Source organism: Kitasatospora griseola (assembly GCF_044999035.1).
In the GTDB taxonomy this organism is placed as follows: domain Bacteria; phylum Actinomycetota; class Actinomycetes; order Streptomycetales; family Streptomycetaceae; genus Kitasatospora; species Kitasatospora griseola.
In genome coordinates this window covers 7,593,276-7,612,218 of sequence record NZ_CP173360.1, presented here as the reverse complement: position 1 = coordinate 7,612,218, position 18,943 = coordinate 7,593,276, and the positions used below count along the sequence as shown (strand labels likewise).

At 76.0% G+C, this 18,943-nt stretch carries 5 protein-coding genes; all 5 read left to right on the top strand.

Annotated elements, in window-relative coordinates; genetic code table 11:
* The first annotated feature begins 53 nt into the window (after window positions 1-53).
* The 5 genes from ACI1MP_RS34220 (at window position 54) to ACI1MP_RS34200 (ending at window position 18,931) form a co-directional block, all read left to right on the top strand.
* Window positions 54-10,265, top strand: a complete 10,212-nt coding sequence (locus ACI1MP_RS34220; RefSeq protein ID WP_404870389.1) for a type I polyketide synthase — start codon at window positions 54-56, stop codon at window positions 10,263-10,265.
* Window positions 10,266-10,296: 31 nt separating this feature from the next.
* Window positions 10,297-16,575 (top strand): type I polyketide synthase, encoded by a 6,279-nt coding sequence (locus tag ACI1MP_RS34215; RefSeq protein WP_404870388.1) that lies wholly within the window; start codon window positions 10,297-10,299, stop codon window positions 16,573-16,575.
* Between the two features lie 17 nt (window positions 16,576-16,592).
* Window positions 16,593-17,462, top strand: coding sequence for a 3-hydroxyacyl-CoA dehydrogenase family protein (locus ACI1MP_RS34210; protein ID WP_404870387.1), 870 nt, complete (start codon window positions 16,593-16,595; stop codon window positions 17,460-17,462).
* A gap of 79 nt (window positions 17,463-17,541) precedes the next feature.
* Window positions 17,542-17,823, top strand: coding sequence for an acyl carrier protein (locus ACI1MP_RS34205; protein WP_380333418.1), 282 nt, complete (start codon window positions 17,542-17,544; stop codon window positions 17,821-17,823).
* Window positions 17,816-18,931 (top strand): acyl-CoA dehydrogenase family protein, encoded by a 1,116-nt coding sequence (locus ACI1MP_RS34200; RefSeq protein WP_380333419.1) that lies wholly within the window; start codon window positions 17,816-17,818, stop codon window positions 18,929-18,931. Before ACI1MP_RS34205 ends, ACI1MP_RS34200 begins: the two co-directional genes overlap by 8 nt.
* The last annotated feature ends 12 nt before the right edge of the window (window positions 18,932-18,943 follow it).

The window sequence follows — 18,943 nt, the reverse complement described above, 5'->3', positions numbered from 1 at the left end:
CGCGTCCTTCGGGACGAGACCCGAGCAGCCCGAGACGAAAGCAGCGGTGTCCAGTGAGCGACCAGAGGATGCGCGACTACCTCAACCGGGTGACCATCGACCTCCGGGACACCCGGCAGCGGCTCCGGGAGGCCGAGGCCCGCCTGAGCGAGCCGATCGCGATCGTGGCGATGAGCTGCCGCTTCCCCGGCGGGGTCCGCACCCCGGAGGAGCTGTGGGACCTGCTCGCCGAGGGCCGCGACACCAGCGCGCCCGTCCCCGGCGACCGGGGCTGGGAGCGCGCCTGGCCGTCCGGCGGCACGATCCCCGGGCGGGGGGCGTTCCTGGACGGCGCGGCGGACTTCGACCCGGAGTTCTTCGGCATCTCGCCCCGTGAGGCGCTTGCCATGGACCCGCAGCAGCGGCTGCTGCTGATGACGGCCTGGGAGGCCGTCGAGCAGGCCGGCATCGACCCGCTCACCCTGCGGGGCAGCCGCACCGGGGTGTACGCCGCGGCCGTCGACGAGGGCTACGCGACGCTGGGCTCCGGCGCCGCCGAAGCCGTCCAGGGGTTCCTGATGACGGGGAACTCGATGAGCGTGATGTCCGGGCGGGTGTCCTACGCGCTCGGCCTCGAAGGCCCCGCCGTCACCGTGGACACCGCCTGCTCGTCCTCGCTGGTGGCGCTGCACCTCGCGGCGCGGGCGCTGCGGGCCGGCGAGTGCTCGCTCGCCCTCGCCGGCGGGGTCAGCGTGATGGCGCTGCCGGCGGTGTTCGTCGAGTTCAGCCGGCAGGGCGCGATGTCCCCCGACGGCCGCTGCAAGCCGTTCGCGGCGGCCGCGGACGGCACCGGCTGGGGCGAGGGCGTGGGCATGCTGCTGCTGGAGCGGCTGTCGGACGCGCGCCGCAACGGCCGTACGGTGCTGGCCGTGCTGCGCGGTTCGGCGATCAACCAGGACGGCGCCAGCAACGGCCTGACCGCCCCCAACGGCCCCTCCCAGCAGCGGGTGATCCGGGCGGCGCTGGCCGACGCGGGGCTGACGGCGTCCGAGGTGGACGCGGTGGAGGCGCACGGCACCGGCACCACCCTCGGCGACCCGATCGAGGCCGACGCGCTGCTGGCCACCTACGGCCAGGACCGGCCCGCCGGGCGTCCGCTCTGGCTCGGGTCGCTGAAGTCGAACATCGGGCACACCCAGGCCGCCGCCGGGGTCGCCGGGGTCATCAAGACGGTCCTCGCGCTGCGGCACGGCGTCCTGCCGCGCACCCTGCACGTGGACGCGCCCACCCCGCACGCCGACTGGTCCTCGGGCGCCGTCGAACTCCTCACCGAGGCCCGCGACTGGCCCGCCGTCGACCGGCCGCGCCGGGCCGGGGTGTCCTCGTTCGGCATGAGCGGCACCAACGCGCACGTCGTCCTCGAACAGGCGCCGGAGCCGGAACCGGCGGACCGGCCGGAAGCGGCGCCCGGGGCCGTGCTGCCCTGGGTGCTGTCCGGCCGCACCGCGGCCGCGCTCGGGGACCAGGCGGCCCGGCTGCGCGCCCGGCTCGCCGCGGACGCGCCCGCCCGGCCGGCCGACATCGGGTTCTCGTTGGCGACCACCCGGTCCGCCTTCGAACACCGGGCCGTGGTGATCGGCGACGGGCAGCACGCACTGCTGGACGGGCTCGCCGCCCTGTCCGGACCCGGTACGGACCTCCCCACCGCCCCCGCCGACGTCGTCGTGGGCACCGGCCGGGTCGTCGAGGGCCGGACGGCCCTGGTGTTCCCCGGCCAGGGCTCCCAGTGGGACGGCATGGCCCGGGACCTGCTCGCCACCAGCCCCGTCTTCCGGGACCGCCTCGCCGCGTGTGGCACTGCTCTCTCCACCCACGTCGACTGGTCCTTGGAAGGCGTCCTGTGCGGCGCCCCCGGCGCGCCCTCACTGGAACACGTCGACGTGGTGCAGCCGGTGCTGTGGGCGGTGATGGTGGCACTGGCCGCGCACTGGGAGTCCTGGGGAGTCCGGCCGGACGCCGTGGTCGGCCACTCACAGGGCGAGATCGCCGCCGCCGTGGTGGCGGGAGCGCTGAGCCTGGAGGACGGGGCGAAGGTCGTCGCCCTGCGCAGCCGGGCGATCCGGGCGCTGGCCGGACTCGGCGGCATGGTCGCGGTGCCCCTGCCCGAGGACCGGGTCCGCGCCGAGCTCGCCCCCTGGGCCGGGAAGCTGTCGGTGGCCGCCGTCAACGGGCCCGCCGCCGTGGTGGTCTCGGGGGAGACCGAGGCCCTGGCCGAACTGCTCGCCCACTGCGCCGCACAGGGCGTGCGGGCCCGGTCCGTGCCGGTGGACTACGCCTCGCACTCGGCCCAGGTCGAACGGATCAGGTCCGAGGTGCTGGCCGCACTGGCCGACGTACGCCCGCTCCCGGCCCGGATCCCGCTGTTCTCCACCGTCACCGGCGACCGGCTCGACACCACCGCCATGGACGCCGACTACTGGTACCGCAACCTCCGCGGGACCGTCCGCTTCGACGCGGCCGTGCGCTCCCTGGTCGAGCAGGGCCACGAGGTCTTCGTCGAGGTGTCGCCGCACCCGGTGCTGACCATGGCCCTCCAGGACACCGTCGAGGCCACCGGCGCCGAGGAACCGCCCGTGGTCGTCGGCACCCTGCGCCGCGACGACGGCGGACTGCGCCGGGCCCTGCGCTCGGCCGCCGAACTGTGGGTGGCGGGCGCGGCCGTCGACTGGTCCGCGGTGTACGCCGACACCGGCGCCCGCCCGACCGCCCTGCCCGGGTACCCCTTCCAGCTGCGGCGCTACTGGCTGGAGCCGGAGGCGCTGCCGGACACCGGGTCGGCCGCCGACCCGCACGACACGGCCTTCTGGCACATGGTCGACCACGAGGCCCCGGCCGAGATCGCCGCCCACCTCGCCGTCGACGAGGACGCACTCACCCCCGTCCTGCCGGCCCTGCGCGGCTGGCGCAAGCAGCGGCGCGACGAGAGCGTCATCGACTCCTGGCGCTACCGCATCGGCTGGCAGCCCCTGCCCGACCCGCCGGCCGCCGCCCCCGCCGCCGCCGGCACCTGGCTGGTCGTCCTGCCCGCCGGACACCACGACGACGCCCGGGTGCGCGGCCCGCTGCTCGCCCTCACCGAAGCGGGCGCCACCGTCGTCACGGCCGAGCTCACGGCCGACGCCGTCCGCCGCACGGACCTCGCGGACACGCTCGCCACCGCCCTCGGCGACCGCGTCCCGACGGGAGTGCTGTCGCTGCTGGCCGCCGCCGACCGGCCCCACCCCGACCACCCGGCCCTGCCCACCGGGACGGCACTCACCGTCGCCCTGGTGCAGGCCCTGGGCGACCTCGCCCTCACGGCGCCCCTCTGGTGCGCCACCGCCGGGGCCGTGTCGACGGGCCCGGACGACCCGGTCACCCACCCCCGCCAGGCACTGGTCTGGGGCACCGGACTGGTGGCCGCGCTCGAACTGTCCGCCCGCTGGGGCGGACTCATCGACCTGCCGCCGGACCTCGACGCCCGCGCCCGGACCCGGCTCGCCGCCGTACTGACGGCCTCCGCCCCCGGCCGCGAGGACCAACTCGCCCTGCGCCCCACCGGCCTGCTGGCCCGCCGCCTCCGGCGCGCCCCCCGGAACGAGGGCCGCAACGAGAGCCGTGCGCAGCACTGGAAGCCCCGCGGCACCGTCCTGCTGACCGGTGGCACCGGGGCCGTCGGCCCGCACCTCGCCCGCTGGCTGGCCCGCAGCGGCGCCACCCACCTCGTCCTCCCCGGCCGCCGCGGCCCCCAGGCGCCCGGCGCGGCCGAACTCGCCGCGGAACTGGCCGCCCTCGGCGTCCGGCTGACCATGCCCGTCTGCGACCTGGCGGACCGGCAGGCCGTCGAGGCACTGCTCACCGGCCTGGAGACGGCGGGCGACCCGGTCACCGCGGTCGTCCACGCGGCCGCCTTCGTCGCGCTCGCCCCCCTGGACGGCACGCCGATGTCCGCGTTCGAACAGATCGTCGCCGCCAAGGCCGCCGGCGCCGAACACCTCGACGCCCTGCTCGACCGCGAACTCGACGCCTTCGTGCTGTTCTCCTCGATCGCCGGAGTCTGGGGCAGCGGCGACCACGGCGCCTACGCCGCGGCCAACGCCTACCTCGACGCGCTGGCCCAGCACCGCCGGGCCCGCGGCCTCACCGCCACCACCGTCGACTGGGGCATCTGGCAGGCCGAGAACCCCTACCAGGACCGCGTCGCCGGAGCCGACGCCGACCTGTTCAAACTGGAGGAGCACGGCCTGCCCCGGATCGCCCCCGACCTCGCGCTGCACGCGCTGCGCCAGGCCCTGGACGACGACGAGACCGTGCTCGCCGTCGCGGACGTCGACTGGGAACGGTTCGCCGCCGTCTTCACCTCCACCCGCCCCAGCCCGCTGCTGACCGGCGTCCCCGAAGCCCGCCGCGCCCTGGAGGCCCCGGCCGGCGACACGGTGGCGCCCGCCGCCGCACAGCTGCGCGAACGGCTCGCCGCCCTCGGCGAATCCGAACAGCACCGCCTGCTGCTCGACCTGGTCCGCACCCACGCGGCAGCCGTCCTCGGCCACTCCGGGGCGGACGCGATCCGGCCCGGCACGGCCTTCCAGGACCTGGGCTTCGCCTCCCTCACCGCGGTCGAACTCCGCAACCGGCTCAACACCGCCACCGGACTGCGGCTGCCGTCCACCCTGATCTTCGACCACCCGTCGTCCACCGCGCTCGCCCGGGAGATCCGCGCCGAACTGCTCGGCCGGCAGGCCGTCGAGCCGGCCTCCGTCGGCCCTGTCAGCGCCGCGCAGCCGCCCGCGTCCGACGACGAGCCGATCGCGATCGTGTCCATGGCCTGCCGCTTCCCCGGCGGCATCGGCACCCCCGAAGACCTGTGGCGCCTGCTCGCCGACGGCGGCGACGCCGTCTCGGACTTCCCCACCGACCGCGGCTGGGACCTCGAAGCCCTCTACGACCCCGACCCCGACCGCCCAGGCACCTCGACCACCCGGCGGGGCGGCTTCCTGCACGACGCGGCCGACTTCGACGCCGAGTTCTTCGGGATCTCGCCGCGCGAGGCGCTCGCCATGGACCCGCAGCAGCGGCTGCTGCTGGAGACCACCTGGGAGGCGATCGAACGCGCCGCCATCGACCCGGTCGCCCTGCGCGGCAGCCGCACCGGCGTGTTCACCGGCGTCAACTACGCCGACTACGCGGCCGTGGTCGCCCAGTCCGAGGAAGGGGACGGCCACCTGCTCACCGGCAGCGCACCCAGCGTCGTCTCCGGCCGGGTCGCCTACACCCTGGGCCTCGAAGGCCCCGCGGTGACCGTCGACACGGCCTGCTCCTCCTCCCTCGTCGCCATGCACTACGCCGGCCGTGCGCTGCGCGGCGGCGACTGCTCGCTCGCCCTGGTCGGCGGCGTCGCCCTGATGGCGACCCCCGGTGCCCTGATCAGCTTCTCCCGTCAGCGGGGACTCGCCGAGGACGGCCGCTGCAAGGCCTTCTCGGACGACGCGGACGGCATGGGCATGGGCGAAGGAGTCGGCGTCCTGCTGCTGGAGCGGCTGTCGGACGCCCGCCGCAACGGGCACCCGGTACTGGCGGTCGTCCGTGGATCGGCGATCAACCAGGACGGCGCGAGCAACGGGCTCTCCGCCCCCAACGGTCCGTCGCAGCAGCGGGTGATCCGGGCGGCGCTGGCGGACGCGGGTCTGACGGCGTCCGAGGTGGACGTGGTGGAGGCGCACGGCACCGGCACCACCCTCGGCGACCCGATCGAGGCGCAGGCCCTGCTGGCCACGTACGGCCAGGACCGGCCCGCCGAACAGCCCCTGCTGCTCGGATCCCTCAAGTCCAACCTCGGCCACGCCCAGGCGGCGTCGGGCGTGGCGGGGGTCATCAAGACGGTGCTGTCCATGCAGCACGGGCAGGTGCCCCGCACCCTGCACGTCGGCAGGCCCTCCGGCCACGTCGACTGGACGCGCGGAGCGCTGGCCCTCGCGACCGAGCAGCAGCCCTGGCCGCAGCACGGCCGCCCCTTCCGGGCCGGTGTGTCCTCCTTCGGCCTGAGCGGCACCAACGTCCACACCATCCTCGAACACACCCCCCTGGAGAACGACGGCCCGCCGGCCGAGCGCACCCCCGTGCCGGAGGTGCCCTGGCTGCTGTCGGCGAGGAGCCCGCAGGCACTGCGCTCCCAGGCCGACCGGCTGCGCCGCCACCTGGACGGCGACCCCGGGTCCGACGCGCGCGACATCGGGTCCGCCCTGCACGCGCGCACCGCCTTCGAGTACCGGAAGGCACTGGTCGGGAACCGGGACGAGCTCCACACCCTGCTGGGCCGGATGGCCGACGACGACTCGGGGGCGTGGGACGGCGGTCGCCCGGTCGACGGCCGTTCGGTGCTGGTGTTCCCGGGTCAGGGTTCGCAGTGGGTCGGGATGGCCGTGGAGCTGCTGTCCGGGTCGGAGGTGTTCGCCGGGCGGATGGCGGAGTGCGAGCGGGCGCTTGCGCCGTATGTCGACTGGTCGTTGGTGGAGGCGCTGGGTTCGGAGGCGCTGTTGGCTCGGGTGGATGTGGTGCAGCCGGTGCTGTGGGCGGTGATGGTGTCGCTGGCCGAGGTGTGGCGTTCGTTCGGTGTCGTTCCGGACGCGGTGGTGGGCCACTCGCAGGGTGAGATCGCTGCCGCGTGCGTGGCGGGTGGTCTGAGTCTGGAGGACGGGGCGCGGGTGGTTGCGCTGCGGTCCCGTGTGATCGGGGCGTTGGCCGGTCGTGGTGGCATGGCGTCGGTGCCGTTGCCGGTGGACGTGGTGCGGGATCGCCTGGGTCGGCTGTCGGTGGCTGCCGTCAATGGCCCGTCGTCGACGGTGGTGTCGGGTGACGCGGACGCGGTCGCGGAGTTCGTCGACGCGTTGGTCGCGGAGGGTGTGCGGGCGCGTCTGATCGAGGTCGACTACGCGTCGCACTCCGTGCACGTGGAGGAGATCCGTGAGCGCTTGCTGTCCGACCTGGACGGTCTCACCCCTCTCTCGGGCTCAGTGCCGTTCTTCTCGACGGTGACGGGTAGTTGGCTGGACACGAAGTCGCTCGACGCCGAGTACTGGTACCGGAACCTGCGGGAGACGGTCGAGTTCGCGAACGCCACGGAGGCGTTGCTGGGGGAGGGTTTCCGGTTCTTCGTCGAGTCCAGCCCGCATGCGGTGCTGGGTGTGGCGGTGGGGGAGTCGGTGGAGGCCGCGGGCGTGGATGCCGTGGCGCTGGGGACGTTGCGTCGCGGTGAGGGTGGCCTGGCGCAGGTGCTGCGTGCGGTCGGGCGCGGCTGGGAGCGCGGGCTGGAGGTGGACTGGTCCACGGCGTTCCCGGGCGCTCGGCGCGTGGAACTGCCGACGTACGCCTTCCAGCGCACCCGCTACTGGCCCGAGCCGGCGCCCGCCACGGTGGCCGATGTGGGCTCGGCCGGGCTCGACCCGGCCTCCCACCCCCTCCTCGGGGCGGCCGTCGAGCTGGCCGACACGGGTGAGCTGCTGCTCAGCGGCCGGATCTCGCTGCGGACCCACCCCTGGCTCGCCGACCACGCCGTGGCCGGTGCGGTCCTGCTGCCCGGCGCGGCCTTCGCGGAACTCGCCGTACGCGCCGCGGACGAGGCCGGATGCCACGCGGTGGAGGAACTGACGCTCCAGCAGCCGCTGTTGATACCCGCCGACACCGCCGTCCGCCTGCAAGTGCGGGTCGGAGCCGCGGACGTGCACGGCGGCCGCTCGCTGGACCTGTTCTCCTGCCGGGAGGACGCGGCGACCCCGCAGTGGACCGCGCACGCGACCGGTCGGCTCACCGCCGACGCCGCGACCCGCACACCGTCGCCGGCACTCGTTCCGGACGACGCCGGTTCCTGGCCCCCGCCCGGCGCCGTCCCGATCCCCGTCGACGACCTGTACGAGCGGTTCGACGCCTCCGGTTACGGCTACGGACCCGCCTTCCGCGGGCTCACCACCGCCTGGCGCCGGGGCGACGAGATCTTCACCGAGGTGTGCCTGCCCGAGGACCGGAACCGGTCCGCCGCCGCCTTCGGCGTGCACCCCGCGCTCCTGGACGCCGCCCTCCAGGGGCTGTTCCTGAGCGCCGAGCCGGAGACCGGGCCGGGCCCGGACCGGCCGTCCGCCGGACTGCCGTTCTCCTGGAGCGGGGTCAGGCTGCACGCCACCGGAGCCACCGCGCTCAGGGTGCGGCTCGGCTTCCGGCCGGACGGATCGGTGTCGATCGACGCGACCGACCCGCACGGCCTCCCGGTGGTGTCGGTCGAGGCGCTCGCCGTCCGCCCGATCGACCTCGACGCCCTCCGCCCCGCCGGCGGCCCGGAGTCGCTCTACCGGTTGCAGTGGTCGACGGCGCCCGCCACCGCACCCGCCGCCCCCCTCGGGGCCTGGGCCGTCCTCGGCGGCCGGGAGCTCTTCCCGGACAGCCATCCGGACCTGGCCGCGCTCGGCGCCGCGCTGGACGGGGGAGCGCCGTCGCCCGCCGCGGTGCTGGCCTGGTGCGACCACACCCCGGACCTCCCGTCCCCGCCCGACGCCGCCTCCGTGCACACCGCGCTGGACGACGCCCTGCGGCTCGTCCAGGACTGGCTGGCCGACCCCCGCTGGGACGACGGCACCCGGCTCGTGCTCGTCACCCGGGGCGCGGTCTCCACGGCGGCCGGCGAGGAGGTCACCGACCTCACCGGCGCGGCGGTCCGCGGCCTCGTCCGCTCCGCCCAGTCCGAGCACCCGGACCGCTTCCTGCTGATCGACACCGACGACCCGGCAGCCGTGGCCGACCTGCTGCCCGAGGCGCTGGCCGGAGCGGAACCCCAACTGGCGATCCGCGCCGGACGGCTCCTCGCCGCCCGCCTCACCAGGGCCATCGTCCCGGCGGACCCGGACACCTCGTCCGGTATCGGCGCGGCTGGCGGAACCGTCCTGGTCACCGGGGCCGGCGGCGCGCTCGGCGGCCTGGTGGCCCAGCACCTGGTGACCGCGCACGGCGTACGGAACCTGCTGCTCGTCGGCCGGCGCGGCGCCGACGCCCCGGGCCTGGCCGACCTCGCTGCCGAACTGTGCGGACGCGGCGCCCGGGTGGACGTGGCGGCCTGTGACGTCGCCGACCGGGACGCGCTCGCCGCCCTGCTCGCCGGGATCCCCGCCGACCGTCCGCTGAGCGCGGTCGTCCACGCGGCCGGCGTCCTGGACGACGGGATGGTCGAGTCGCTGACCCCCGACCGGATGCGCCACGTCCTGCGGCCCAAGGTCGACGCGGCCCTCAACCTGCACGCCCTCACCCGTGACCTGCCGCTGGAGGCCTTCGTCCTGTTCTCCTCCGCGTCCGCCACGGTCGGCAACGCCGGGCAGGGAAACTACGCGGCCGCCAACGCCTTCCTCGACGCGCTCGCCCAGCACCGGCGTGCCCTGCACCTGCCGGCCCAGTCGCTCGCCTGGGGCCTGTGGGCGCGCCGCAGCACCATGACCGGCACGCTCAGCGCCGCCGACCTGCGGCGGATGTCCCGGGGAGGCACCGCGGCCATCGACAGCGAAGAGGGCCTGGCCCTGTTCGACGCGGCGCTCACCCTGGACGAACCGCTGCTCGTCCCGGTCCGGATCGACCTCGGCCGGCTCCGGACGGCGGCCCGGACCGGGCCCGTCCCGGCCCTGCTCTCCGCCCTGGTCCCCGGGGCCGCCCGCCGTCCCGCCTCCGGGGCGGACGCCGCCGAGGCGGACTCGCTGCGCCGCCGGCTGACCGACCTCGCCCCGGAGGAACGCCTCGCCACCCTGCTCGACCTGGTGCGGAGCCGGGCCGCGGACGTCCTCGGCCACGGCGGGGCCGGGGCCGTCGACCCGGACCAGGCGTTCAAGGACCTCGGCTTCGACTCGCTCACCTCCGTCGAGCTCCGCAACCGGCTCGGCGCCGCCACCGGCCGCCGGCTGCCCGCGACCCTGGTCTTCGACCACCCCACCCCGGCCGCCGTCGCCGCCTACCTCGCCGGGCGCCTGGTCCCCGACGGGCCGGGCGGCCCCGCCGCCACCGGGAAGGCCACCGGAACGGCGGGCCGGACGGACCGCGCGGACCACGAGATCAGCTCCCTGCTCGCCGCGATCCCACCCGCCGCCCTGCGCCGGGCCGGGCTCCTCGACGCGCTCCTGGACCTCGCCGACCGGTCGGAAGCACCGGCCCCCGCCGCCGACATCAATGCCATGGCCGTCGACGACCTCGTCCGGATGGCCCTGGGCGGCGAACGTGACTGACCGACAGCCGCAGAAGGAGAAGCCCAACCCCATGCCCACCGACACGGACCAGGTGGTCGCCGCCCTGCGCGCCTCGCTGCTGGACAACCAGCGCCTGCGGCAGGAGAACCGGCGGCTCCGCGACGACTCCGCCGAGCCCATCGCCGTCGTGGCGATGAGCTGCCGCTACCCCGGTGGCGTGCGCACCCCGGAAGACCTGTGGGACCTGCTGGTCAAGGAGCGCGACGCGGTCTCGCCGTTCCCCGCCGACCGGGGCTGGGACGTCGAGGGCGGCTTCGACGCCGACCCCGACGCCCCGGGCACCTTCTACGTCCGCGAAGGCGGCTTCCTGCACGACGCGACCGGCTTCGACGCCGGCTTCTTCGGCATCTCCCCGCGCGAGGCCCTCGCCATGGACCCGCAGCAGCGGCTGCTGCTGGAAGCGTCCTGGGAGGCGATCGAGCGCGCGGGCATCGACCCGGCGACCCTGCGCGGCAGCCGCACCGGCGTCTACACCGGAGTGATCTACAGCGAGTACGGGTCCCGCCTCGGCCGGGTGCCCGACGAAGTGGAGGGCTTCCTCGGCACCGGCACCATCCCCAGCGTCGCCTCGGGCCGGATCGCCTACACGCTGGGCCTGGAAGGCCCGGCGGTAACCCTGGACACCGCCTGCTCGTCCTCACTGGTCGCCGTCCACCTCGCCTGCCAGGGGCTGCGCTCCGGCGACACCACCCTCGCCCTGGCCGGCGGGGTGACCGTGATGTCCACCCCCGGCCTGTACGTCGGATTCAGCCGCCAGCGCGGCCTGGCGCCCGACGGGCGCAGCAAGTCCTTCTCGGCCGCGGCGGACGGCGCCGGGTTCGGGGAGGGCCTGGGGCTGCTCCTGCTGGAACGGCTCTCGGACGCCCGGCGCGCGGGACACCCCGTCCTGGCCGTCATCCGCGGCTCGGCCGTCAACCAGGACGGCGCCAGCAACGGGCTGACCGCCCCGAACGGGCCCGCGCAGCAGCGCGTCATCAACGGGGCGCTCGCCCACGCCGGACTCGCCCCGTCCGAGGTGGACATGGTGGAGGCGCACGGCACCGGCACCGTCCTCGGCGACCCCATCGAGGCCCAGGCGTTGATGGCCGCCTACGGGCAGGACCGGCCCGCCGGGCAGCCGCTGCGGCTGGGATCGCTGAAGTCCAACCTGTCCCACACCCAGGCCGCCGCGGGCGTCGGCGGGGTGATCAAGTCGGTGCTCGCGATCCGGCACGGCGTGATGCCGCGCACCCTGCACGTCGACCGCCCCTCGCCCCGCATCGACTGGACCGAGGGGGCCGTCTCCCTGCTCACCGAGGCCACCCCCTGGCCCGAGACGGGCCGGCCGCGCCGGGCCGGGGTGTCCTCCTTCGGCGCCAGTGGGACCAACGCCCACGTCATCCTCGAACAGGCCCCCCTGGAGAACGACGGCCCGCCGGCCGAGCGCACCCCCCTGCCGGCGGTGCCCTGGGTCCTGTCGGCGCGCACCCCGGAGGCGCTGCGCGCCCAGGCGGCGGCGCTGTACGAGCGGGTGGCGGCGGAGCCGGGCCTGAGCGTGCTGGACGTGGGCCATTCGCTGCTGGCGGGCCGTTCGCGGTTCACCGAGCGCGCGGTGGTGGTGGGGGCGGACCGCGACGAGCTGCTGGCCGGTGTCGCCGCCCTGTCGCGGGGCAAGGGCTCGGCGGCCGTGCTGGTCGGCGGCGGTCCGCTCCCGGGCCGTTCGGTGCTGGTGTTCCCGGGTCAGGGCTCGCAGTGGGTCGGGATGGCCGTGGAGCTGCTGGGTGAATCGGAGGTGTTCGCGGCGCGGATGGCCGAGTGCGAGCGGGCGCTGGCGCCGTATGTCGACTGGTCGTTGGTCGAGGCGCTGGGCTCGGAGGCGCTGCTGGCGCGGGTCGACGTGGTGCAGCCGGTGCTGTGGGCCGTGATGGTGTCGCTGGCGGAGGTCTGGCGCTCGTTCGGCGTCGTTCCGGATGCCGTCGTCGGCCACTCGCAGGGCGAGATCGCGGCCGCCGTGGTGGCGGGTGGTCTGAGCATCGAGGACGGGGCGCGGGTGGTCGCGCTGCGTTCCCGTGCGGTCGGGGCACTGGCCGGTCGCGGTGGCATGGCCTCGGTGCCGCTGCCGGTGGAGGCGGTGCGGGAGCGCATTGCGGGCCGCCTCTCGGTGGCCGCGGTCAACGGCCCGTCGTCGACGACGGTGTCGGGCGACGCGGACGCGGTCACCGCGCTGGTGGAGGAACTCCTGGAGGAAGGGGTGTGGGCGACTCCCATCGAAGTCGACTACGCGTCGCACTCCTCGCACGTGGAGGAGATCCGCGAGCGCCTGCTCGCCGACCTGGACGGCATCACCCCCCTCCCGGGCGCGGTGCCGTACTACTCCAGCGTGACCGGCGGCCTGCTGGACACGAAGGCCCTGGATGCCGAGTACTGGTACCGCAACCTCCGGCAGACCGTCGAGTTCGAGCAGGCAACCCGCGCGCTCCTCGCGGCCGGGCACCGCGTCTTCATCGAGGCCGCCCCCCAGCCGGCCCTGATGTACGGGATCGAGGACACGGCCGCCGACGAGGGCGCCCCCGAGACGGTGGTGCTCGACACCCTGCGGCGCGGAGCAGGCGGGCTCCGCCGGCTCCAGCTCGCCCTCGCCGGGGCACACGTCCGGGGCCTGCGCGTCGACTGGGAGCGGCTGTTCGCGGGAACCGGAGCCCAGCGGGTGGACCTGCCCACCTACGCCTTCCAGCGCCGCCGCTACTGGCTCGACGCCCTGCCGGCCGACCGGGACCAGGCGGCCGCCGGCCAGTCCGCCGCGGACCACCCGCTGCTCGGCGCCGCGATCGAACTGCCCGACGACGCGGGCACCCTCTTCACCGGCCGGCTCTCTCCGGCCACCCATCCCTGGCTCGTCGACCACGCCGTGGCCGGAGCCGTCATCCTGCCCGGCGCGGCCCTCGTCGAGCTGGCCGCGTACGCGGGCCGCCACCACGGCTGCGCCCTCGTGGAGGAACTGACCCTCGCCACCCCGCTGCTGCTGCCCGACGACCACGCCGTACAGCTGCGCGTACGGGTGGGGGCCGAGGACGGCACGGGCCGGCGCCCGGTGGAGTTCCACTCCCGGCCCGAGGCCGACCCCGGCACCGCCGACCGGCCCTGGACCCGGCACGCGACCGGCACGGTCGGCCCCCGCGACGCCTCGGCCGACCGGGGACCCTCGGCCGATCTGGACGACATGGCCGGGGCGGTCGGCGCGTGGCCCCCGCCCGGCGCGGTCCCGCTGGACGTGGACGAGCTGTACGGGCTGCTCGAAGCCCGTGGCGTCGCCTACGGCCCGGCGTTCCGGGGCCTGCGCGCCGCCTGGCGCACCGCGGACGCGATCCACGCCGAAGTGGCCCTGCCCGACGGCCTCCTCGACAGCGCATTCGTCATGCACCCGGCCCTCCTGGACGCGGCCCTCCAGACGACCGGTCTGCGCGAAGGCGCCGCGACCGGCGGGCCCGCCGACGGCGTCCCGCTGCCGTTCTCCTGGCAGCGCGTCGCGATCGAAGCCTCCGACGCGCCGGTCCTGCGCGTCCGGCTGCGCCCCGACGGCCCCGACGCCGTCGCCGCGCGGATCACCGACCCCGCCGGACGCACCGTGGCGACGGTCGGCTCGCTCACCCTGCGCGCGGCGTCCACCGCCGCGCTGCGGGCGTCCGCCGGCTCCGTCTTCCACGTCGGCTGGACGCCGGTCACCGCCGGGCCCGGTCCGCGCCCGGTCACCCGCTGGGGCCTCCTCGGCCCGCGGGACGAGCGAGTGCTGCCGGCCGCCTTCCCCGTCGAACCCCGGTCCGCGACACCCGACGCGGTGCTGCTGACCTGCCCCCCGTCCGCCGACACCGCGAGCGCGGACGTGGACCCCGCGGCGGTGCACGCGGTCGCGGCCGGGGTGCTGGACCGCCTCCAGGCCCACCTGGCCGACGACAGCACCGCCCGGACGCCCCTGGTGGTGCTCACCCGGGGCGCGACCGGCCCGCTCGGCGCGCGGCCGCAGCCGGCGGACCCCGGCGCGGCGGCCGTCTGGGGCATGCTCAGGGCCGCTCAGCTCGAACACCCCGACCGGTTCGTGCTGCTGGACACCGAAGGGCCGGACCAGGACGGTCTCGGCGACGCGCTCGCCGACCTCCTCGCCATGGGCGAACCGCAGGCGGCGCTGCGCGGCGGCGTCCTGTACGCCCCCCGACTGGTACGGCCCACGGCGGCCCCCGCACCCGCACCCGCGACCCGGCCGGCCGGCGCGTTCGGGCCGCCCGAGGGGACGGTGCTGCTGAGCGGCGGTGGCGCCCTCGCGGCGGTCCTGGCGCGCCACTTGGTCGCCGCGCACGGGGTGCGTCACCTCCTCGTGCTGAGCCGCCGCGGAGCCGACGCCCCCGGCATGCCGGAGCTGACGGCGGAGCTGGCCGGGGCCGGAGCCGAGGTGACTGCCCTGGGCTGCGACGTGTCCGACCGCCGGGCCCTGGCCGCCGCCCTGGCGGCCATCCCCGAGAGCCGCCCGCTGTGCGCCGTGGTGCACACCGCCGGAGTGCTCGACGACGGCCTGCTGGACGGGCTGACGGCGGAGCGGATGGCCGCCGTCCTGCGGCCGAAGTTCGACGCCGCCCACCACCTCGACCAGCTGACGCGCGGAGCGGACCTCGCCGCGTTCGTCGTCTTCTCCTCCGCCGCCGGCGTGCTGGGCAGCCCGGGCCAGGCGTCCTACTCGGCCGCCAACGCCGCACTCGACGCCCTCGTCGCGGAACGCCGACGGCTCGGGCTCCCCGGCCTGTCCCTGGCCTGGGGGCCCTGGGAACGGGTGAGCGGGATGACGGCGGAACTCGACGGCCCCGACCGGCGGCGGATCGACCGGCGCGGCGCCCGCGGCCTGTCCGACGAGGAGGCCGTGGCCCTGCTGGACACGGTGTGTGCCGCGGACGCCGCCCCGCCCGGGGACGGGAGCCCCGTCGTCCTGGCCCACCTCGACCTCACCGTGCGCGGCGACGGCCCGGTGCACCCGATGCTGCGCTCCCTGGTCCGGCGCGGCCCGGCCGCGACGACCGGAGCGAAGGCGGCGCCGAGCGCCGCCGCAGCGCTGCGGCGGCGGCTCGACGCCGCCGCCGACGCGCAGGAACGCGAGCTGGTGCTGCGCGACCTCGTCCTCGCCGAGGCCGCTGAAGTCCTCGGCCACGCCGACTCCGGGGCGCTGTCCGCGACGGCGCCCTTCCTCTCCGTCGGATTCGACTCGCTGACCGCGGTCGAGCTCCGCAACCGGCTGGCCGCCGCCACCGGGGTGCGGCTGCGGCCCTCCGCGGTCTTCGACAGCGCCACCCCCGCCGCGCTCGCGGCGCGCCTCGCCGCCGAGGTCCGGACGGACGACACCCCCCGGCCCGAAGCGGCACCCGCGACCGGCGCCGACGCGGCCGGCGCCGAGGCCGCCGACGCCGACCCGGCGAGCGTGCTGTTCCGCCGGGCCTGCGCACTCGGCCGGATCGACGAGGGCATCGCCCTGCTCAAGCACGCCTCCGCCCTGCGCCCGGCCTTCCACAGCGGCAGCGACCTCGCGGCCGCCGGCGCCGGCCCGCGACTGCTGCGCCTGAACGAGCGCGCCGACGCCCCCGTGCTCGTCTGCTTCGGCTCCGTCGTCGCCCTCGGCGGCGCCCACCAGTACGCCCGCTTCGCTTCCCGCTTCCGGGACCGCTACGCCGTCGCCGCGCTGGACGCCCCCGGGTTCACCCCCGAGGAGGAACTGCCCGCCGACATGTCGGCCCTGCTGGACCTCCAGGCGACGACCCTGCTCCGGGAACTGTCCGGCCGGACGCTCGTCCTGGCCGGCTCCTCCTCCGGCGGCACGCTCGCCCACGGCGTGGCCGCCGAGCTGGAGCGGCGCGGCGCGGGCCCGGCGGCCGTGGTGCTGCTGGACACCTACCTCTCCGACAACCAGGGCATCACCCAGTTCAACGACGTCCTGCTGGGCGGCATGTTCGCCCGCGAGGACCGGGCGGCCCCGATGGACGGGACCCGGCTGACCGCGATGGGCGGCTACTTCCGGCTGCTCGACGACTGGAAGCCCCCGGCGGTCCGCGCCCCGCTGCTGCTGGTCCGCGCCTCCACCCCGCTCGGCCGCCCGTCCGCCGACGCCGGTGACTGGCGCGCGTCCTGGGACGGCGCCGACACCGTCGTCGACGTCCCCGGAGACCACTTCTCGCTCATGGAGCAGCACGTCGCGACCACCGGCGACGCCGTCGCCGACTGGCTCGACGCCACCCTGTGCACCCCCGACACCCTCGGCACCCCCGAAGACCAGTGAGAACGAAGGAGAACCCGTTGACCACCGCCCCGTACGACGATTCCCCCCCGCGGCACGCCCTCACCGTGCTGGGAGCCGGGGTGATGGGCGTCGGAATCACCGTCCTCGCCCTCGGGCACGGCCTGCCGGTCCACCTGGTCGACGTCGACCGGGAACGGCTCGACCGGGCCGCGGACCTGATCGGCGACGAACTCCGGCTGGCCGAGCTGATGGGCGCGCTGCCCGCCGGGACGCCCCTCGGCGCCCTGGCCACCGGCACCTCGCTCAAGGCCGCCGCCGGAGCCACCGCCGTCGTCGAGGCGGTCACCGAGAACGCCGCGATCAAGGCCGCCGTCCTGTCCGAGGTCTCCGGACTGGTCCGGCCCGGAACCCTGCTGATCACCAACACCTCCTCCATCCCCGTCGACGAACTGGCCGGGGCCCTGGAGCGGCCGGCGGAACTGGTCGGCACCCACTTCATGAACCCGCCCTACCTGATCGGCACCGCCGAGGTGGTCCGCGGCGCCAGGACCGGGGACTCCGCGATGGCCGCCGTGGCGGGCCTGCTCACGGCACTGCGGCGGAAGGCGGTGGTCGTCCGGGACGCACCCGGCTTCGTGACCAGCCGCATCCTGCACCCGATGATCAACGACGCCGCCCGGGTCGTGCAGGAGGGCACGGCGACCGCCGAGGACGTCGACGCCCTGATGCAGGGCTGCCTGGGACACCCCACCGGCCCGCTGCGCACCGCGGACCTGATCGGCATCGACAACCTCGTCGACTCCCTCACCGTGCTGCACGAGCGCACCGGCGACGACGGCTGCCGCCCCGCCGAACTGCTGCTCCGGCTGGTCCGCGAGGGCCGGCTGGGCCGCAAGTCCGGGCGCGGCTTCTACGACTACACCTGATCACCCCGACCAGATCCGATCACCCCGACCACCCCGACCACCCCTGATCACCCCTGATCACCCCGACAAGGAGACGGCCATGAGCACGACGAACACGCCCGACACCCACGCCCTGGAGAAGGAGCTGCTGGAGTTCCTGGAAGGACGCACCGGGACCGCCTGGGACGCCGACACCGACCTGTTCGACGCCGGCGGGCTGTCGTCCCTCTTCGCCATGCAGGTGGTGGTGCACCTGGAGAAGACCTACGCCATCGCCGTCCGCGGCGCGGACCTGCGGCTGGACAACTTCCGCACCGTGCGGCGGATGGCCGAGCTGGTGGCCCGGCTCCAGGCGCCCGCCGCCGGGGGCCGGCGTGGGTGAGGACCTGAGCGGCGCGATGACCGCCGTCACCCTGCGGGTCGGCGACCTGGCGGGGGAGTGGGACCGGACCGGCCTCATCCCGGCGGCCCTGCTCCGCGAACTGGGCGCCGAGGGCCGGCTGTGCGCCGAAGTCCCGTCGCAGTACGGCGGTTGGGGGCTCAGCAGCACGGACAGCGGCGCGTACACCGCCCACGTGGGGGGCCTGTGCAGCTCGCTGCGCAGCGTGATGACCTCCCAGGGCATGGCGGCGTGGACCATCCAGCGCCTGGGCACCGCCGAGCAGGCGGCCGCCCACCTCCCCCGGCTGACCGGCGGCGAGTTGGCGGCGGTCGGGTTCAGCGAGCCCGGCGCCGGCAGCGACCTCTCGGCGATGACGACGACCGTCCGCCGCGACGGCGACACGGTCGTCGTCGACGGGCACAAGAAGTGGGTGACCGCCGCCCACTACGCCGACCTGCTGGTCGTCGTCGGCCGCTACGAGGACGGCGCGGTGGCCGTCGTGGTGCCCGCCGACGCACCCGGCGTCCGGATCGAGCGGATCGCCGACCCGCTCGGCTGCCGCGCGGCCGGCCACGCCGACGTGCACCTCGACGGGGTGCGGCTGCCCGCCGACAGCGTCCTGGGCGGTCACGGACTGCCGCCCGCCCTGCTGGTGACGACCGCGCTGGCCTACGGGCGGATGTCCGTCGCCTGGGGGTGCGTGGGCATCCTGCGGGCCTGTCTGGCCGCGGCCACCTCGCACGCCGCCGGACGGGAGCAGTTCGGCAGGCCGCTCGCGGAGCACCAGCTCGTCGCCGGACACCTCGCCGACCTCTACACGGCCGAGCAGGTGGCCACGCGGGTCTGCGAGCACGCCAGCCGCTGCTGGGACGAAGGCTCGCCGGACCAGGTGGTGGCGACCGTGCTGGCCAAGCACGTCAGCGCGACCCAGGCCGCCCAGGGCGCGGCGACGGCCGTCCAGGTGCTGGCCTCGGCCGGCTCCCGGGACGGGCACACGGTGGCCCGGGCGTACCGGGACGCCAAGCTGATGGAGATCATCGAGGGCAGCAACGAGCTGTGCCGGCTGATGCTGGCGCAGCACGCCCTCTCCGCTCCGGGCGCGCCGTGAGCGGGCCCGCGG